The organism is Stenotrophomonas maltophilia group sp. Smal13, from assembly GCF_030236855.1.
GTDB lineage: Bacteria > Pseudomonadota > Gammaproteobacteria > Xanthomonadales > Xanthomonadaceae > Stenotrophomonas > Stenotrophomonas maltophilia_A.
This window is the reverse complement of sequence record NZ_JASJSQ010000105.1, coordinates 1-16,733: the sequence shown is the minus strand read 5'-3', so window position 1 is coordinate 16,733 and position 16,733 is coordinate 1. Positions and strand designations below refer to the sequence as shown.

Annotated in this window: 15 protein-coding genes and 1 pseudogene; 8 read left to right on the top strand and 8 right to left on the bottom strand. The window is 68.3% G+C overall.

What is annotated here, in order from left to right; genetic code table 11:
- The first annotated feature begins 271 nt into the window (after window positions 1–271).
- Window positions 272–2,371 (top strand): annotated as a pseudogene (locus QRO95_RS25335) (glycosyl hydrolase family 18 protein).
- Between the two features lie 110 nt (window positions 2,372–2,481).
- On the opposite strand, the gene QRO95_RS22365 reads toward QRO95_RS25335, so the two are convergent.
- Together QRO95_RS22365 and xerD are read right to left on the bottom strand one after the other, a co-directional pair.
- Window positions 2,482–3,267 (bottom strand): thioredoxin fold domain-containing protein, encoded by a 786-nt coding sequence (locus tag QRO95_RS22365; protein ID WP_285303505.1) that lies wholly within the window; start codon window positions 3,265–3,267, stop codon window positions 2,482–2,484.
- Between the two features lie 100 nt (window positions 3,268–3,367).
- Entirely contained in the window at window positions 3,368–4,345 is a 978-nt protein-coding gene (gene xerD / locus QRO95_RS22360; RefSeq protein WP_285303504.1) for a site-specific tyrosine recombinase XerD, read from the bottom strand.
- 56 nt (window positions 4,346–4,401) lie between these two features.
- Between xerD and QRO95_RS22355 the strand changes: the two genes are divergently transcribed.
- Complete coding sequence (locus tag QRO95_RS22355) at window positions 4,402–4,893, top strand: RDD family protein (RefSeq protein WP_049461829.1); 492 nt, start codon at window positions 4,402–4,404, stop codon at window positions 4,891–4,893.
- A gap of 54 nt (window positions 4,894–4,947) precedes the next feature.
- Here the strand turns inward: QRO95_RS22355 and QRO95_RS22350 are convergent, their stop codons facing one another.
- Genes QRO95_RS22350 through lptF form a run of 3 tightly spaced genes read right to left on the bottom strand, consistent with a single transcriptional unit; the run spans window position 4,948 to window position 8,060 of the window.
- The gene (locus tag QRO95_RS22350; RefSeq protein WP_285303503.1) at window positions 4,948–5,820 is read right to left on the bottom strand and encodes a hypothetical protein; all 873 of its coding nucleotides are present in this window, start codon (window positions 5,818–5,820) and stop codon (window positions 4,948–4,950) included.
- Window positions 5,821–5,874: 54 nt separating this feature from the next.
- Entirely contained in the window at window positions 5,875–6,981 is a 1,107-nt protein-coding gene (gene lptG, locus QRO95_RS22345; protein WP_049424937.1) for an LPS export ABC transporter permease LptG, read from the bottom strand.
- On the bottom strand, window positions 6,978–8,060 hold the full coding sequence (lptF, locus tag QRO95_RS22340) for an LPS export ABC transporter permease LptF (RefSeq protein WP_032128008.1): 1,083 nt from the start codon (window positions 8,058–8,060) through the stop codon (window positions 6,978–6,980). Before lptF ends, lptG begins: the two co-directional genes overlap by 4 nt.
- A gap of 104 nt (window positions 8,061–8,164) precedes the next feature.
- Here lptF and QRO95_RS22335 point away from each other — a divergent pair, with 104 nt between their 5' ends.
- The 5 genes from QRO95_RS22335 (at window position 8,165) to QRO95_RS22315 (ending at window position 14,166) form a co-directional block, all read left to right on the top strand.
- A complete protein-coding gene (locus QRO95_RS22335; protein WP_049424934.1) occupies window positions 8,165–9,643 on the top strand; it encodes a leucyl aminopeptidase in 1,479 nt (492 codons plus the stop codon).
- A gap of 81 nt (window positions 9,644–9,724) precedes the next feature.
- Complete coding sequence (locus tag QRO95_RS22330; RefSeq protein WP_049400292.1) at window positions 9,725–10,150, top strand: DNA polymerase III subunit chi; 426 nt, start codon at window positions 9,725–9,727, stop codon at window positions 10,148–10,150.
- Window positions 10,151–10,169: 19 nt separating this feature from the next.
- A complete protein-coding gene (locus tag QRO95_RS22325; RefSeq protein WP_012510005.1) occupies window positions 10,170–10,361 on the top strand; it encodes a YqaE/Pmp3 family membrane protein in 192 nt (63 codons plus the stop codon).
- 33 nt (window positions 10,362–10,394) lie between these two features.
- Window positions 10,395–13,223, top strand: coding sequence for a valine--tRNA ligase (locus QRO95_RS22320; protein ID WP_285303502.1), 2,829 nt, complete (start codon window positions 10,395–10,397; stop codon window positions 13,221–13,223).
- Window positions 13,224–13,344: 121 nt separating this feature from the next.
- Entirely contained in the window at window positions 13,345–14,166 is an 822-nt protein-coding gene (locus QRO95_RS22315) for an EamA family transporter (RefSeq protein ID WP_049461825.1), read from the top strand.
- Window positions 14,167–14,308: 142 nt separating this feature from the next.
- On the opposite strand, the gene rimI is transcribed toward QRO95_RS22315, so the two are convergent.
- Genes rimI through pssA form a run of 3 tightly spaced genes read right to left on the bottom strand, consistent with a single transcriptional unit; the run spans window position 14,309 to window position 16,085 of the window.
- Window positions 14,309–14,806 (bottom strand): ribosomal protein S18-alanine N-acetyltransferase, encoded by a 498-nt coding sequence (gene rimI, locus QRO95_RS22310; protein ID WP_032128003.1) that lies wholly within the window; start codon window positions 14,804–14,806, stop codon window positions 14,309–14,311.
- The gene (locus QRO95_RS22305; protein WP_285303501.1) at window positions 14,803–15,312 is read right to left on the bottom strand and encodes a hypothetical protein; all 510 of its coding nucleotides are present in this window, start codon (window positions 15,310–15,312) and stop codon (window positions 14,803–14,805) included. Before QRO95_RS22305 ends, rimI begins: the two co-directional genes overlap by 4 nt.
- Window positions 15,309–16,085 carry a CDP-diacylglycerol--serine O-phosphatidyltransferase gene (gene pssA, locus QRO95_RS22300; RefSeq protein ID WP_019660986.1) on the bottom strand — a complete coding sequence of 259 codons (777 nt, stop codon included), beginning with the start codon at window positions 16,083–16,085 and terminating at the stop codon, window positions 15,309–15,311. The genes QRO95_RS22305 and pssA overlap by 4 nt, the downstream gene beginning before the upstream one ends.
- A gap of 80 nt (window positions 16,086–16,165) precedes the next feature.
- Between pssA and QRO95_RS22295 the strand changes: the two genes are divergently transcribed.
- Complete coding sequence (locus QRO95_RS22295) at window positions 16,166–16,540, top strand: DUF4124 domain-containing protein (RefSeq protein WP_100437948.1); 375 nt, start codon at window positions 16,166–16,168, stop codon at window positions 16,538–16,540.
- The last annotated feature ends 193 nt before the right edge of the window (window positions 16,541–16,733 follow it).

The window sequence follows — 16,733 nt, the reverse complement described above, 5'->3', positions numbered from 1 at the left end:
TTTCGCGGAAAGCCCCAGCCACGAGGGGGCTCCGCCGATGGCCGCCGACCGCGCACCAGCGCCGCTCTCCGCCAAATCCCCGAACCATGCACTCGCTCACGGATTGACCACACGATTGATGACAACGTTGTCCCTACCTGGCGCCGGACTCTCTCCCCGGCCTCCCAGGTACCTCCGTCCGCCCCCTCCGTCGCCTTCCCGGGCGACGCCCGGACCTGCGTCACGCGCGGCGCCATCGGGGCCCGCGCGCCCTTTGATCGGAGACTTACCCATGTACGACCCGATTGTGCGCAGTGCCGAACGTTCGACCCGAAGCTGTCGTCCCCGCCGCCTGGCCTGGCTGCTTGCCCTGGCCGCCGGTACCGCCGCCCTGCCCGGCCTGGCGCAGGCCGCCAGCTGTGCCGGCGTGGCCCAGTGGGACCAGGCCAAGATCTACCGGGCCGGCGATACCCTGCAGAAAGGAGGCGTCCTCTATCGGGCGAACCAGGACATCTGGAACGCGCCGCCGGACCATCCGGCCGGTGCGCCCTACTACACCAACCTCGGTGCCTGCGATGGCAGCGGCAGCAACCAGCCGCCGGTGGTCAGCCTGACCTCGCCGGCCAACGGCGCCACCTTCAGCGCCGGCAGCACGGTCAACGTGACCGCCAACGCCAGTGATCCGGACGGCAGCGTCGCCAAGGTCGAGTTCTTCCGCGATGGCAGCACGCTGGGCGTGGCCACCAGTGCGCCGTACGCGGCCAGCTGGGCCAATGCCAGCGCCGGCAGCCACACCCTGCGTGCAGTCGCGACCGACAACAACAACGCCACCACCAGCACCGCGACCATCACCATCACCGTCAACGCCGCCGGTGGCGATACCACCGCACCGAGCGTGCCGGGCGGGCTGGCGGTCGGCACCCGCACCGCCAACAGCATCGCGCTCAGCTGGAGCCCGTCCACCGACAACACCGGTGGCAGCGGCGTGGCCGGCTACGACGTGTACCGCAACGGCAGCCTGGTCGGTTCACCGTCCAGCGCCAGCTACATCGATGGCGGGCTGACTGCCTCCACCACCTACCGCTACCGGGTTCGTGCCCGCGACAACGCCGGCAACGCCTCGGCCCAGGGCACCGAGATCAGCGCCACTACGCTGGCCGGCGACGGCGGCACCACCGGCAAGCGGGTGATCGGTTACTTCACCCAGTGGGGCATCTACGGCCGCAACTACCGGGTCAAGAACATCGACAGCAGTGGCTCGGCCGCACGCCTGACCCACATCAACTACGCGTTCGGCAACGTGCGCAACAACCGTTGCGAAGTGGGCATCACCCAGCCGTCGGATCCGAACAGCGGTGCCGGTGGCGATGCCTTCGCCGACTACACCAAGGCCTTCAGTGCCGCCGAGAGCGTCAGCGGCAGCGCCGATACCTGGGACCAGCCGCTGCGCGGCAACTGGAACCAGCTCAAGCAGCTCAAGGCCAAGTACCCGGGCATGAAGGTGCTGATCTCGCTGGGTGGCTGGACCTGGTCGCGTGGTTTCTCCAGCGCGGCGCGTCCGGAAAACCGCCAGGCCTTCGTCGCCTCGTGCATCGACGCCTACATCAAGGGCAACCTGCCGGTGACCGACGGTGCCGGTGGCGCCGGTGCCGCACTGGGCGTGTTCGACGGCATCGACGTCGACTGAGAGTACCCGGTGGCCTGTGGCATCGAATGCGGCAAGCCGGAGGACAACGCCAACTTCACCGCGCTGATGGCCGAGTTCCGCCGCCAGCTCGATGCGGTGCGTCCGGGCCTGTTGCTGACGGTGGCGGTGGGTGCCGGCATCGACAAGATCCGCGTCACTGATCCGGCCGCGTACCACCCGTACCTGGACTACATCAACGTGATGACCTACGACTTCCACGGCGCGTGGGATGCGAAGACCAATCACCAGTCGGCGCTGTTCGATTCGCCGAATGATCCGTCCACCGGCGACCAGAAGCTGTACAACAGCAACGACGCCATCGAGGCCTTCATCAGCCGTGGCGTGCCCGCCGCCAAGCTCAACCTGGGCATCGGCTACTACGGGCGTGGCTGGACCGGTGTGACCAACGCCAACAACGGCCTGTACCAGACCGCGACCGGCGCCGCCCCGGGCACGTATGAAGCCGGCATCGAAGACTGGAAGGTGCTGAAGAACCTGGCGTGGCCGGGCTACACCGACAACACCGCCGGTGCCACCTGGATCTACAACGGCAGCACGCTGTGGAGCTTCGATACCCCGGCCAACATCACCCGCAAGATGGGCTACGTGAAGACCCAGGGCCTGGGCGGCGCGTTCGTCTGGGAGTTCAGCGGTGACGATGCGCAGGGCACGCTGACCAAGGCGGTCAGTGATGGCCTGAAATAAGCAAAAAGCCGGGGGCGCATTGTGCGCCCCCGGCCTCTGATCTGTAGCGCCGAGCCCATGCTCGGCTGATGGTCCCGCAGTCGAGCATGCCTCGACGCTACGATTCCGCGTCAGCGCTTCTCGGACAGCTTGTCCAGCGCCGCACGCAGCTGCGCCGGCGGCAGGTAGCCGCCCAGCTGGGTGCCATCCGGCGCGAAGATCGCCGGCGTGCCGTTCACGCCCAACTGCTGGCCCAGCGCGTACTGCATCGCCACCGGGTTGGTGCAGTTCTTGGCCTGCACACTGCCACCGCGCTTGGCGTTGGTCAGGGCCTGGCGGCGATCCGCTGCACACCAGACCGAAATCATGTCGGTGTAGTCCTTGCTGCCCAGGCCCATGCGCGGGAATGCCAGGTACTCGACCGAGATGCCGTTGCGGTTGAGTTCTGCGATGTCCTGATGCAGCTTGCGGCAGTAGCCGCACTCGATGTCGGTGAACACGCTGATGGTGTACTTGGCATTGGGCGCAGCGAATACGATGCGGTCGCCGTGGTTGGCCTTGGCCAGCAGATCGCGGCGGTAGCCCAGCAGGCCCTCGCTGTTGGCCGGGCCCTTGGCACGCGTGTCGTAGGGCTGCGACTGGAACAGGTAGCGGCCATCGTCGGACACGTACAGCAACTGGCCGGAGACCACGACCTCGCGGAAGCCGGGGAACGGCGCAGCACCGATGTAGTCCACCTGGAAGCCGGGATTCAGCGCGGTCAGCGCGGCGCGCACGGCCTGGTCGGCCGAAGCGTTGGCGGCTGGGGCGGCCTTGGCCGCAGCCGCGGCGGGTGCCTTGGCGGCCGGCGGAGCCGGCTGGGCGCAGGCGGTCAGGCTGAGCGCACCGAACACGGCGGCGATGGCAAATCGGAGCATGGAGCGGTCCGCGACAGAAGAAGACCCCGGATTCTGACACAGCCGCCGCTACCGGGCCGCGACACTGCCCACCGTCCGAGGCCGGGGTTCAGGCCGCTGCTCAGCCGCGCGGATGGTGGCGCGCGTGCAGCTTCTGCAGGTGTTCGCGGGCCACCAGGGTGTAGATCTGGGTGGTCGACAGCGAGCTGTGGCCGAGCAGCATCTGCAGCGCGCGCAGGTCGGCGCCGCGGTTGAGCAGATGCGTGGCGAAGCTGTGGCGCAGGCCATGCGGGCTGATCCGCACCGGATCGATACCGGCCACCTGCGCGTGGCGCTTGACCAGATGCCAGAACGCCTGGCGGGTCAGCGCATGCAGCGTCGGCTCGACAAACAATGGGGTCTGCCCATCGGCCAGCGCCTGCACCTTGCCCTTGCCGACCAGCTGCGGGCGCGACGCCTGCAGATAGCGCTCCAGCCAGTGCTGCGATTCCTCGCCCAGCGGCACCAGCCGCTCCTTGCTGCCCTTGCCCGTGACCCTCAGCACGCCCTGGCGCAGGTTGACTGCCGTGGCCGGTAGCAGCACCAGCTCGCTCACGCGCAGGCCGGCCGCATACATCAGCTCCAGCATGGCGCGGTCGCGCAGGCCCAGCGGACTGTCGATGTCCGGCGCCGCCAACAGTGCGTCGATCTGGCTTTCGGCCAGCGCCTTCGGCAACAGCCGCGGCAGCTTCGGCGGGTCCAGCAGGGCACTGGGGTCCTCGCTGCGTTCACCACGGCGCACGCCATCGGCGAAGAACGCGCGCAGCGCCGACAGCAGGCGCGCATTGCTGCGCGGCGACCAGCCATGCCGGGTGCGCCAGGCCAGGTAATCGAACACCCCCGGGCGCTCGATGCCGGCCAGGCCACCGTCGCGTCCATCCATCCAGCGCGCCAGCCCTTCCAGGTCGCGCCGGTAGCTGTCGAGGGTGGCGCGGGCCAGGCCGTTCTCGGCCCAGATCGCATCGAGGAAGCGCTGGATGCGCGCGCTGTCGTCGGCGCGCAGCTCGGGCAGTTGCTGCACCAGCTGGCGGCGTTCGGCGGGGGTGGAAACAAGGGCCATGGGTGCAGGATACGAGGGCCACTGCGGGCGCGGCCAGCTTTGCGTATGCTCGGCGCATGTCCCGCCCCGCCACCGACACGGCCCCTGCGGCCGCTACCGAAATGCCCCGCCCACGTGCCTTGTTGGCCTGGCGCGTGCTGGCGATGGTCTACGACGCACTGCCGGTGCTGGCGCTGTGGATGCTGGCCGGCACGCTGTTCACCCTCGCCTACACCTTCAGCGGCCACGCGCAGCGCGAGAACATCGCACCGTTCAGTGCCTGGCAGTGGCTGCTGTGGGCGGTGTGCTGGGGAATCACGGGGTGGTACGCCACGGCCAGCTGGCGCCGTGGCGGACAGACGCTGGGCATGCGACCGTGGCGGCTGAAACTGCAATCGAGCGATGGCACGCCGCTGCGGCGCGGCCAACTGTGGCTGCGCTTCGCGGTGGGCTCACTGTCGCTGCTGCTGGGTGGACTGGGGTTCTGGTGGGCATGGGTCGACCGCGACCGCCTGACCTGGCACGACCGCGCCAGCGGCACCCGCCTGATGCGCATGCCGAAGCGGTGATGCACCACGTGTAGAGCCGAGCATGGGCTCGGCTCTACACGATCAACGCAGCGATCAGCCAGCAGCTGCCGGATCCGGCAGGATCACCGCCGGCTGCGTCCAGAGGTCGAAGAAGGCGGACGCAAACGCATTGGCCTGCACATCATCGGCCACCGGCGACTGTCCGCTCAACTGCGCACGGGTCTTCACGAACTCCCGCCACAGTTTCAGGCTGGCCTTCTTCAGGCGCTTCTGCTCGCCTGCATCGGTTGCGGCAAGGTACTGCGCGTACAGCTCGCGCATCGGTTTGCCCTGGGCCTCATAGGCCGCCGGAAGCGGCGGCAGCTGGGCGGCAGTGAAAGCCACCGATGCTGCCGGCGGCCGGTAGCCATCCGGCCCGAAAGCCTCCTTCAGCTCGTCCCCGGCATCCAGGTATTCGAAGAAGCCAGGCACGTTGTAGAGCTTGGTCCGGTAGTCGGACGAGGTATCCGGGCTGCTGGAGACCACCGTGTCAGGCAGTTCGTCCTTCAGTCCTGCGTCCCAACGGCGCGGAATGAAGAAGCCGGTCGCCTTCACGTAGGGACCCTCGATCTCCACATCGTTCAGTTCGATCTTCGATGCCAGGTTGCCGGTATTGGTTTTGCTGGTGACGTACTGCTCGGTGACGATCACGTACTCGGCCATGGCCGGGTTGATCAGCCCGCCGATCCCGTCGGCGTAGACAACCATGCGTACGCTGCCGATCTTCTCGCTCTGCAGCCGGTACTGGCCCGGCTCCAGGACCAGGGGCATGGAGGTGTGCGGCGGCAGGGTATGCACCTGCTGGTCGACCGACAAGGTCAGCGGTGCATCCGTCGGGTTGTCGATCTCGAAGTCGACGGTGGACCGGCTGCAGCCGGCAGAAAGCAGCACGGCCGCGATGTACGGCAGAAAGCGTTGGAAGCTCATGTTCGTCCTTGAAGTGAAACGGAAACAGCCGGGCCTTGCCCGGCTCCCTGGGAATCAACCCGATTTGCGCCGGAACAGCAGTCCGGACACCGCCAGCATCACGATCGGTGGCAGCGCATAGGCAATGCGGTAATCGAACTTCAGCGCGCCGGCCATGCGCCCGAAGAACAGCTGCAGCAGCCAGAAGCCCAGCGCGAACAGGATGCCCAGGAACAGGCGCTTGCCCATGCCGCCGCTGCGCAGCGAGCCGAACGCGAACGGCACCGCCGCCAGGCACAGCGCCAGCACGTTCAACGGGTAGAACCAGCGGCTCCAGTACACGTCCTCGAAGTCACGCGCGTCCAGCCCGTTGCGCTGCCGGTAGGTGATGCTGGTGCTCAGTTCGGCCAGGCTGAGGTTGCGCGGCTTGGCGATGCCGGTGGCCAATGCGGCCGCATCCAGCTTCGAATTCCACGGTTCGCGCGCGATTTCCTGGCGGGTCGCCGAGCGCTCGCCGAAGGTATCGCGACGTACCCCGGTCAGCACCCAGCCATCCCTGTCATGCTCGGCGGTGTCGGCATGGGTCAATGAGGCGATGCCCCCATTCTCGGCGATGCGGTACAGGCGCACGTCGCGCAGGATCAGGCGCGTGCCCTTGTCGCCGACCAGCTGCTCCTCGCCGCTCTGCGCGTTGAGGAAGGTATCGCCCTCGCGTGCCCACAGGCCCGAGTAGCGGCTGGTGGCGATATCCCGCCCCCACTTGGCGCTGGACTTCAACGCATCGGCGCGGTCCTGGCCCCAGGGGCCCAGGGTCTCCGCGCTGAACACCATCACCGCGGTCAGCAGCGACAGCGCAATCGCCACTGAAACGCTCAGGCGCTTGCGCGACAGGCCCAGCGCACGCAGCGCGGTCAGCTCCGAGGTCGCTGCCAGCTGGCCCAGGCCCATCAGTGCACCGATCACCGCGGCGGTGGGGAACATGGTGTAGGCGCGGCGTGGCACCGTGTACAGCACCCAGGCGGCGGCATGGCCCAGCGTGTAGCCGTTCTTGCCGATGTCCTTGAACTCGCCGGAGAACGCCATCACCACGTCCAGGCCAACCAGCACGGCCCAGGTCAGCAGCACCGTGGTGAACACCGACCGGCCCAGGTACAGGTCGAAACGCATCGGGCGCAGCCTCATGCGCGGGCTCCCTTCGGGCGGCCCAGGCGGCCATCACGTGCATACATCCAGATTGCCAGCGCCAGCAACGGCAGGGTCAACCACCACAGGCCGAGCGCTGGGGGGATCTTGCCGTTGGCGATCCAGCCGCTGCCGATGAACATCAGATTGGTACCGACCATGTAGGCCATCAGCGCCAGCATCATGCGGCCGTAGCGCTGCTGGCGCGGCGAGCTGCGGCCCAGCGGCACGGTCAGCAGGGCGAACGCCAGCGCGATCAGCGGCGGCGCCAGGCGGCGGTGCAGCTGCGCCTGCGCCTGCGGACGCTCATCGCCGATCAGCTGCAGGGTCGGCATCAGTTCCGGGTCATCCTCGGTGCGGGTCTGCGCGCCATCGGGCAAGGCCACGTCATTGCGGGCGAAGGTCGCCAGGCGGTAGTCCAGGCCACCGGCCACCGGCCCTTCCACCTGGTGGCCGTCATCCAGCTCCAGGAAGCGCTGACGGGTGCCCTCGAAGAACATGCGGCCGCCATTGGCCGACACCACCTCCAGGCGGTCATCCTTCTGGCGCTGCAGGAACACCTTGCCCAGCTGGGTGCCATCGGGCGAGATCGAGGACAGGTAGACCACGCCGCCATTGGGCAGCGGGGTGAAGCGGCCCGGCTCCAGACCGGCCATCAGCACGCTGCGGTTGGCCTCGATGATCATCTGCTCGGCCACCCGGCCGGCCCACGGGCCCAGCCACAGCGAGCAGGCGCCCACCAGGGCCACCACCGGCACCACCAGCATCAGCAGTGGCCGCAGCAGTCGCTTGGGGCCGACACCAATGGCGGTGATCACTGCCATTTCCGAGTCGCGGTACAGGCGCGCGATGGCCAGCAGCAGGCCCAGCATCAGCGCCAGCGGCAGGATCAGCGGCAGGTAGGCGATGAACTGCAGGCCCAGCTGCGAGAACAGCAGCTTGGCCGGCAGGCGCCCGTCGGCGATGTTGCCGAGGATGTCCACCAGCACGCCGCCCACGCTGACCACCAGCAGGACGATCAGGGTAGCCAGGAAACTCTGGACGAAATCGCCCAGCAGGTATCGGTCGAGCTTCAGCATGGGGCGGTGGTTTAAACTCTGGGGTTCGTTCGCGGTGCCGCCCAGTCTACTGTCTGGGCGTAAACGGCCTGCGATTGTACGGACTCGCCAATGGAATCTGCTCAATGGCCCTCGAATTCACCCTGAACCACGTTGCTCCGGCCGCCGCCACCGTCGATTGCCTGGTGGTTGGCGCGTATGCCGACCATACCCTGACCCCGGCCGCACAGGCCCTGGACGCCGCCAGCGGTGGCCGCCTGGCCGCCCTGGCCCAGCGCGGCGACCTGTCCGGCAAGACCGGCGCCACCACCCTGCTGCATGACCTGCCGGGCGTGACCGCCCCGCGCGTGCTGGTGGTCGGCCTGGGCGAAGCCGCCCGCTTCGGCGTGCCGCAGTACCTGAAGGCCGTCGGCGACGCCGTGCGCGCGCTGAAGGCCGGTGCTGCCCGCAGCGCACTGTTCACCCTGTCCGAAGTGGCGGTGAAGGACCGCGACGCGGCCTGGGCGATCCGCCAGGCGGTGATCGCCGCCGATCATGCCGCGTACCGCTACACCGCCACCCTGGGCAAGAAGAAGGCCGACGACGCCGGCCTGGCCCAGCTGGCCATCGCCGGTGACGACGCGCAGGCCCTGGCCCAGGGCCAGGCCATCGCCGCCGGTGTCGAGTTCGCCCGCGAACTGGGCAACCTGCCGCCGAACTACTGCACCCCGGCCCATCTGGCCGAGGTCGGCGTGAAGTTTGCCGGCGAGCACGATGGTGCCGAAGCCGAGATCCTCGACGAGCACCAGATGGAAGCACTGGGCATGGGCTCGCTGCTGGCCGTGGCCCGCGGTTCGGCCAACCGCCCGCGCCTGGTCGTGCTGAAGTGGAACAATGGCGGCGACGCCAAGCCGTACGTGCTGGTCGGCAAGGGCATCACCTTCGATACCGGTGGCGTCAACCTGAAGACCCAGGGCGGCATCGAAGAGATGAAGTACGACATGTGCGGTGGCGCCAACGTCATCGGCACCTTCGTCGCTGCGGTCAAGGCCAAGCTGCCGCTGAACCTGGTGGTGGTGGTGCCGGCGGTGGAAAACGCCATCGATGGCAACGCCTACCGCCCGTCCGACGTGATCACCTCGATGTCGGGCAAGACCATCGAAGTCGGCAACACCGACGCCGAAGGCCGCCTGATCCTGTGCGACGCGCTGACCTACGCGCAGCGCTTCGAGCCGGCCGCGCTGGTCGACGTCGCCACCCTGACCGGCGCCTGCATGGTCGCCCTGGGCCACCAGACCGCCGGCCTGATGAGCAAGCACGACGACCTGGCCAACGAGCTGCTGGCCGCCGGCGAGCAGGTGTTCGACCGCGCCTGGCGCCTGCCGCTGTGGGACGAGTACCAGCCGATGCTGGATTCGACCTTCGCCGACGTCTACAACATCGGCGGCCGCTGGGCCGGCGCGATCACCGCTGGCTGCTTCCTGTCGCGCTTCGCCGAAGGCCAGCGCTGGGCCCACCTGGACATCGCCGGCGTGGCCAGCGATGAAGGCAAGCGTGGCATGGCCACCGGCCGCCCGGTCGGCCTGCTGAGCCAGTGGCTGCTGGACCAGGCCGCTCGCGCCTGATGCCGTACCCGACCCTGGCCGGCCCCGCCGGCCAGGGCCTCGCCCGGCACTGCCGGGCCCCTGCCTGACCCGGACCCTGCCATGCCCCGCGCCGACTTCTACCTGATCGCCAAGCCCCGCTTCCTGACCGAGCCGTTGCGCCTGGTCTGCGAGCTGGCGCGCAAGGCCAACGACGCCGGGTTGTTCACCCTGGTGCTGGCCCGCGACCAGGCCCAGGCCGAGGAGCTGGACGAACTGCTGTGGGCGTTCGACAACGATGCCTACATCCCGCACCAGATCGCCGGCGAGGACATGGACGAGGAAGAAGCCCTGGTGCTGATCGCCGTGCCGGGCACCGAGGCACCGGCGCGCCCGCTGGTGATCAACCTGCGTGATGAACCCTGGCTGGGCGAGTGCGAGCGCGTGCTGGAAGTGGTTCCGGCCGACCCGGAAGCGCGCGAACCGCTGCGCGAACGCTGGCGCCAGTACAAGGCCGCCGGTTACGACCTGAACAAGCACGACATGTAAGTCCAGCGAGGACCCCTTGATGCGCCTGTTGATCGCCCTGATTCTTCCCTGGCTGTCCTTCTTCACCATCGGCCGGCCGTTTGCCGGCATTGTCTGCCTGATCCTGCAGATCACCCTGATCGGCTGGCTGCCCGCCGCCATCTGGGCCGCCTACGCGGTCAGCCAGTACCACACCGACCAGAAGATCCGGCGCGCCCTCGGGCCGCGCTGATCTCCCTTCCGCCTTGATTACCGGTTCCCCCGCATGACCCAACTCGCCTCCAGTTACGACCCGAAGTCCTTCGAGACCGACCTCTACGAGGCCTGGGAGAAGGCCGGCCACTTCAAGCCGTCCGGCACGGGCGAGCCGTACACCATCCTGCTGCCGCCGCCGAACGTGACCGGCACCCTGCACATGGGCCACGCCTTCCAGCAGACCCTGATGGACGCGCTGGTGCGCTACCACCGCATGCGCGGCTACGACACGCTGTGGCAGGTCGGCACCGACCACGCCGGCATCGCCACCGAAATGGTGGTCAGCCGCAACCTGGCGCTGGAAGGCAAGGGCGAGACCCGCGATTCGCTGGGCCGCGAAGGTTTCATCGGCAAGGTCTGGGAGTGGAAGCAGCAGTCCGGCGACACCATCGAACGCCAGATGCGCCGCCTCGGCACCTCCGCCGACTGGTCGCGCAGCACCTTCACCATGGACCCGCAGCCGTCGGCGGCGGTCAACGAGGCCTTCGTGCGCTGGTACGAGCAGGGCCTGATCTACCGCGGCCAGCGCCTGGTCAACTGGGACCCGGTGCTGAAGACCGCCATTTCCGACCTGGAAGTGGAAAGCGCCGAGGAAGACGGCTTCCTGTGGTCGATCGCCTACACGCTGGATGAGGGCCTGAGCTACGAACACGTCGAGCGCGATGCCGACGGCGTGGAAGCCCTGCGCGAAACCCGCGACTACCTGGTCGTCGCCACCACCCGCCCGGAAACCCTGCTGGGCGATACCGCGGTGATGGTGCACCCGGAAGACGAGCGCTATGCGCACCTGATCGGCAAGAGCGTGGTGCTGCCGCTGACCGGCCGGCGCGTCCCGGTGATCGCCGACGACTACGTGGACCGTGCGTTCGGCACCGGCGTGGTCAAGGTCACCCCGGCGCACGATTTCAACGACTATGAAGTGGGCGTGCGCCACAGCCTGCCGATGATCAACCTGTTCACCCCGGTGGCGGCGCTGAACGAAAACGCGCCGGAGCGTTTCCAGGGCCTGGACCGCTACGCCGCGCGCAAGGCCGTGCTGGCCGAGCTGGAAGACCTGGGCATCCTGGTCGAGACCAAGGCGCACAAGCTGCAGGTGCCGCGCGGCGACCGTACCGGCCAGGTGATCGAGCCGTACCTGACCGACCAGTGGTTCGTGAAGATGGACGACCTGGCCAAGCGTGGCCTGGAGCTGGTCGAAGACGGCAGCATTTCCTTCGTGCCGCCGAACTGGATCAACACCTACCGCCACTGGATGAACAACATCCAGGACTGGTGCATCAGCCGCCAGCTGTGGTGGGGCCACCGCATTCCGGCGTGGTTCGACGAAGCCACCGGCAGCTGCTACGTCGGTCGCAGCGAAGAGGAAGTGCGGGCGAAGCACAACCTGGGCAGCGACGTGGTGCTGAACCAGGAAAGCGACGTGCTGGAGACCTGGTTCTCCTCGCAGCTGTGGCCGTTCTCCACCCTGGGCTGGCCGAACGAGCAGGCCATGGCCGAGCGCGGCTTCGACCGTTACCTGCCGTCGTCGGTGCTGATCACCGGCTTCGACATCATCTTCTTCTGGGTGGCGCGCATGATCATGGCCACCGACAACCTGGTCGGGAAGATCCCGTTCAAGGACGTCTACTTCACCGGCCTGATCCGCGACGGCCAGGGCCAGAAGATGTCCAAGAGCAAGGGCAACGTGCTCGACCCGCTGGATATCATCGACGGCATCACCATCGACGACCTGGTCGCCAAGCGTACCGGCGGCCTGATGCAGCCGAAGATGGTGGAGAAGATCGAGAAGGCCACCCGCAAGGAATTCCCGGACGGCATTGCTGCCCACGGTGCCGATGCGCTGCGCTTCACCATCGCCGCGCTGGCCACCCACGGCCGCGACATCAAGTTCGACATGAACCGCGCCGAGGGCTACAAGAACTTCTGCAACAAGCTGTGGAACGCCAGCCGCTTCGCGCTGATGAACACCGAAGGTGCGGCGTTCACCGGCGTGCCGACCCCGCGCACCGATGCCGAGCGCTGGATCCTTTCGCGCCTGGCCGCCACCACCGCCGAAGCGCAGGGCCATTTCGCCGCGTACCGCTTCGACCTGCTGGCGCAGTGCCTGTACGAGTTCGCCTGGAACGCGTTCTGCGACTGGTTCCTCGAGCTGAGCAAGCCGGCACTGAACGGTGCCGACGCGGCTGATGCCGAAAGCACCCGCCACACCCTGCTGTACGTTCTGGAAGCGCTGCTGCGCCTGCTGCACCCGCTCACCCCGTTCATCACCGAACAGCTGTGGCAGCAGCTGGCCCCGCGCCTGGGCCTGGCCGAAACCACGCTGTCGCTGCGCCCGTACCCGACCGCCGCCGAATTCGCCGGTGATTTCACCCAGGCCGAGGCCGACGTGGAATGGCTGAAGGCGGTGATCAGTGCGGTGCGTCGCGTGCGCAGCGAACTGAACGTCGCCCCGTCCAGGCAGGTGCCGCTGCGCCTGCAGGCCGGGCTGGAGCAGGACCGCGTGCGCATCGAACGTTTCAGCGCCTCGCTGTCGTTCCTGCTCAAGCTGGACAGCATCCAGTGGCTGGCCGAAGGCGAAAGCGCACCGCCGGCTGCCGCCGCGATCGTCGGTGAACTGAAGCTGCTGGTGCCTCTGGAAGGCCTGGTCGATCTCGACGCCGAGCGTGCCCGCCTGGACAAGGAGATCAAGCGCGTGGAAGGCGAGCAGGAGAAGAGCGAAACCAAGCTCGCCAAGTTCACCGACAAGGTGCCCCCGGCGGTGGTCGAGCAGGAACGCGTGCGCCTGGTCGACTGGAACACCCAGCTGGCCGGCCTGCGCGAGCAGCGCGCGAAGCTGTAAGCGCCGGGAAACGCCGGGTACTGCCCGGCGTTTCCTTTTGTAGAGTCGAGCCGTGCTCGACTCATGGCAGCAGTCGAGCATGGCTCGACTCTACATTTCCCGCGCATGGCATCATCGCTGGATGCCGCTTTCCATCTTCCTGCTGGTTCTCGCCGCTGCAGCCCTGCACGCCAGCTGGAACGCGATCGTCAAGCGCGGGCCGGACAAGTTCCTCGGCACCGTACTGGTGACCGGCAGTGCCGCGCTGCTGTCGGCTGCCGGCCTGCCCTTCCTGCCATTTCCCGCCGCGCACAGCTGGCCGTGGCTGGGCGCGTCGGTGCTGCTGCAGGTGACCTACTACGGCCTGGTCGCACGCTGTTACCAGCAGGTCGACATGAGCCTGGCCTATCCACTGATGCGTGGCAGCGCGCCGATCCTGGTCGCGCTGGCGGGCACCCTGCTCGGTGAGCAGCTGCCGCCTGCGGCGTGGCTGGGCGTGGTGCTGGTCAGCACCGGCATCCTGTGCATGGCGCTGGGCGCGCGCGGCGGCCAGCTGCGCCTGCCGCTGCTGACCGCGGCGATGATCGCCACCTACACGCTGGTCGATGCGCAGGGCGCGCGTCAGTCCGGCAGCGCACTCAGCTATACGTTGTGGCTGTTCCTGCTGTCGGGCATTCCACTGCCACTGTGGGCGCTGTACACGCGCCGCGGCGCGGTGCTGGACTATGCGCGGCAGCACTGGCCGCTGGGGCTGGCCGGTGGCGTCGGCACCACCACCTCGTATGCGATGGCGTTGTGGGCAATGACCCAGGCGCCGGTGGCGATGGTCTCGGCGTTGCGCGAATCGTCGATCCTGTTCGCGTTGCTGATCTCGGTGTTCCTGCTGCGCGAACGGATTCCGCGCGCGCGCTGGCTGGCGGCGGCGTTGATCGTCGGGGGTGTGTTGGCACTGCGGCTGGCGTGAGGAAAGCGTGCCAACCAAGGTTGGCACCTACCGGACAAGCCATTGCACGCCTTGGTAGCAGCCGACCTTGGTCGGCGCATTCCTGCCACCCCCGGTTGCCGGCTACCGGTAGTGCTGGCCGCTGGCCGGCAACCCTGCTCCGTTACAGCGGCGGCATCGCCTGCAGGTCGCCGTCGACCAGTTCGATCGCCATCACCACCGCGTCTTCGCGGCCCTGTGCGGCCGGGTAGTAACGCGGGCGGCGACCGATCTCGTTGAAGCCTTCGCTGTGGTACAAGGCCAGCGCGGGTGTGTTGGACGGACGCACTTCCAGGAACACACGCTGCGCACCCCGGTCGCCGGCCAGCTGTACCAGCGCGCGCAGCAACTGACGTCCGAGCCCACGCGACTGCGTCAGTGGATCGATGCAGACGTTCAGCACATGGGCCTCGTCGGCCGCGATGCTGAGCACGCCATAGCCGATCAGCTGGCCATCACGCTCCATGGCCAGGCCCGGATAGCCCGCACGCAGGCAGTCGACGAAGATGCCGCGGGTCCAGGGAAACGGATAGCCGCGTACTTCAATCGCCATCACCGCGTTGAGGTCGCTCTCGCGCAGCGCGCGCAGGCTGACCGGACCGGGCTGGCTGACCGCACTCATGGCGCGCCCCGCTTGCGCAGGGCGCGCAGCTGCGGCCACAGCGCGCGCTTGGCGGCCGGCTCCTGACGCAGCTGGTCCAGCGGCCAGCTGTCCATCAGCGCCTGCGTGGCCGGATCATTGGGATTGCAGCCGGACGCGCGCAGCAAGGCGATCTGCAGGCGATCCGGCAGGCGCACCACCGGCTGCCGGGCATTGCCGCCAGGCAGCGGCCGGGCAGCCGCGGGCGCGGTGTCCGGTGCGCTGACCGGGGTCTCGCGACGCGCTGGCGCCGGGCGTTCCTGGCGGGAAACCGGGGCGGCCGCAGCCAGAGGTTCGCGCGCGGGTGCGGTTGACGCCCGCGCCTGCTCCGCCGCTGGTGTGGCAGCCGCCTCGGCGTCGGCCACGCTCAGCTGCAGCGCGGCATCCAGCTCGGCGGCCAGCTGGCCGTCGTGATAGACGGTGTAGCCCATGGCCTGCAGCCAGGCCTGCTGGGCCGGTGACCACAGCACGGGCAGGTCCTCGCTCACGCGGCCTCGGGCTTCTTGCGCAGGCGCTGCACGGCCCACATCACCGGGCCCGACAAGGCGTACAGGATGCCCACCGCGAACAGCACGCGCGGCAGGTCGATGACCGCAATGGCGATCGCCACTGGCACCAGGGCCAGTACCAGGAACGGCACGCGGTCGGAGCGGGTGCCCTTGGCGCCGCCGCCCTTGAAGCTCCAGAAGCGGATGCGGCTGACCATCAGCAGCGCCGCGATGATCGTCACCGCCAGCGCCACGTAGCGCAGCTGGTTGCCGTCCCAGCCCAGGTTGCCATCGGCGAACGCCCAGACGAAGGACATCATCAGGCCGGCCGCGGCCGGGCTGGCAAGGCCGACGAACCAGCGCTTGTCGACCACCGCTACCTGGGTATTGAAGCGGGCCAGGCGCAGCGCCGCGCAGGCGGCATACAGGAAGGCCACGGCCCAGCCGACGCGACCCAGCAGCGGGTCGTCGAACTTCAGCCACGACAGCGACCAGTGGTACATCACCAGCGCCGGGGCCATGCCGAAGCTGACCAGGTCGGCCAGCGAGTCGTACTGCACGCCGAATTCGCTGCTGGTGCCGGTCAGGCGCGCCACGCGCCCATCCAGGCCATCCATCACCGCCGCCACGAACACGGCGATGCTGGCGTTGACGAAGTCCCCGTTGGCCGCGGCGATGATCGCGTAGAAGCCGGCAAACAGGCCGGCGGTGGTGAACAGGTTGGGCAGCAGGTAAATCGTGCGCGAACGCGGCGGCGGTGTGATCGGGTCCATGGAATCCAGTTTAATCGACTTGCCAGTGCTCGGCGCCAATGCTGCAATCGGCGTTCTACGCCCATTCCGTGGAGTTTGCCATGCGTGCCCTGTCCTGCCTTGGATGCCTGCTGTTGTTGGCCAGTGCCAACGCCGTGGCCGGCCCGGTCTACAAATGGAAGGACGCCAATGGCGTGACCCAGTATTCGGAGACCCCGCCGGCGGGCAGGAAGTTCGAGACCCGGGCGCAGGCGCGCAGTCCCCAGGCGGCGGCCAGCGCCGAGACCCCGGCCGCGCCGGTGCCCGAGCAGTGCAGCACCGCCCGCGCCAACCTGGCCCTGCTGGACGGCGGCGGCCAGGTAATGCAGGACACCGATGGTGATGGCAAGGCCGATACCCCGTTGGCTCCGGAGCAGCGCAGCGCGCAGAAGGGATTGGCTGAAGCCGCCATCAAGGCCTACTGCCCGGCGGAGTGAGGGTTATCGGCAGGGCTTGCAGCCCTGCACCTGCTGAAGCAAAGGCAACAGCAACGGCAACAGCCGGCTATGGGCTTTCTGTGGGTTTGGCGGGACGGTGTGGGCTGGCAGGACACGCCGTAAACCCCGCTCCGCGGTCCGGCCCAGCCGCTGGCGGCTGTGCGTTCGGGCGCTTGCGAAGCAGTGCTTCGCA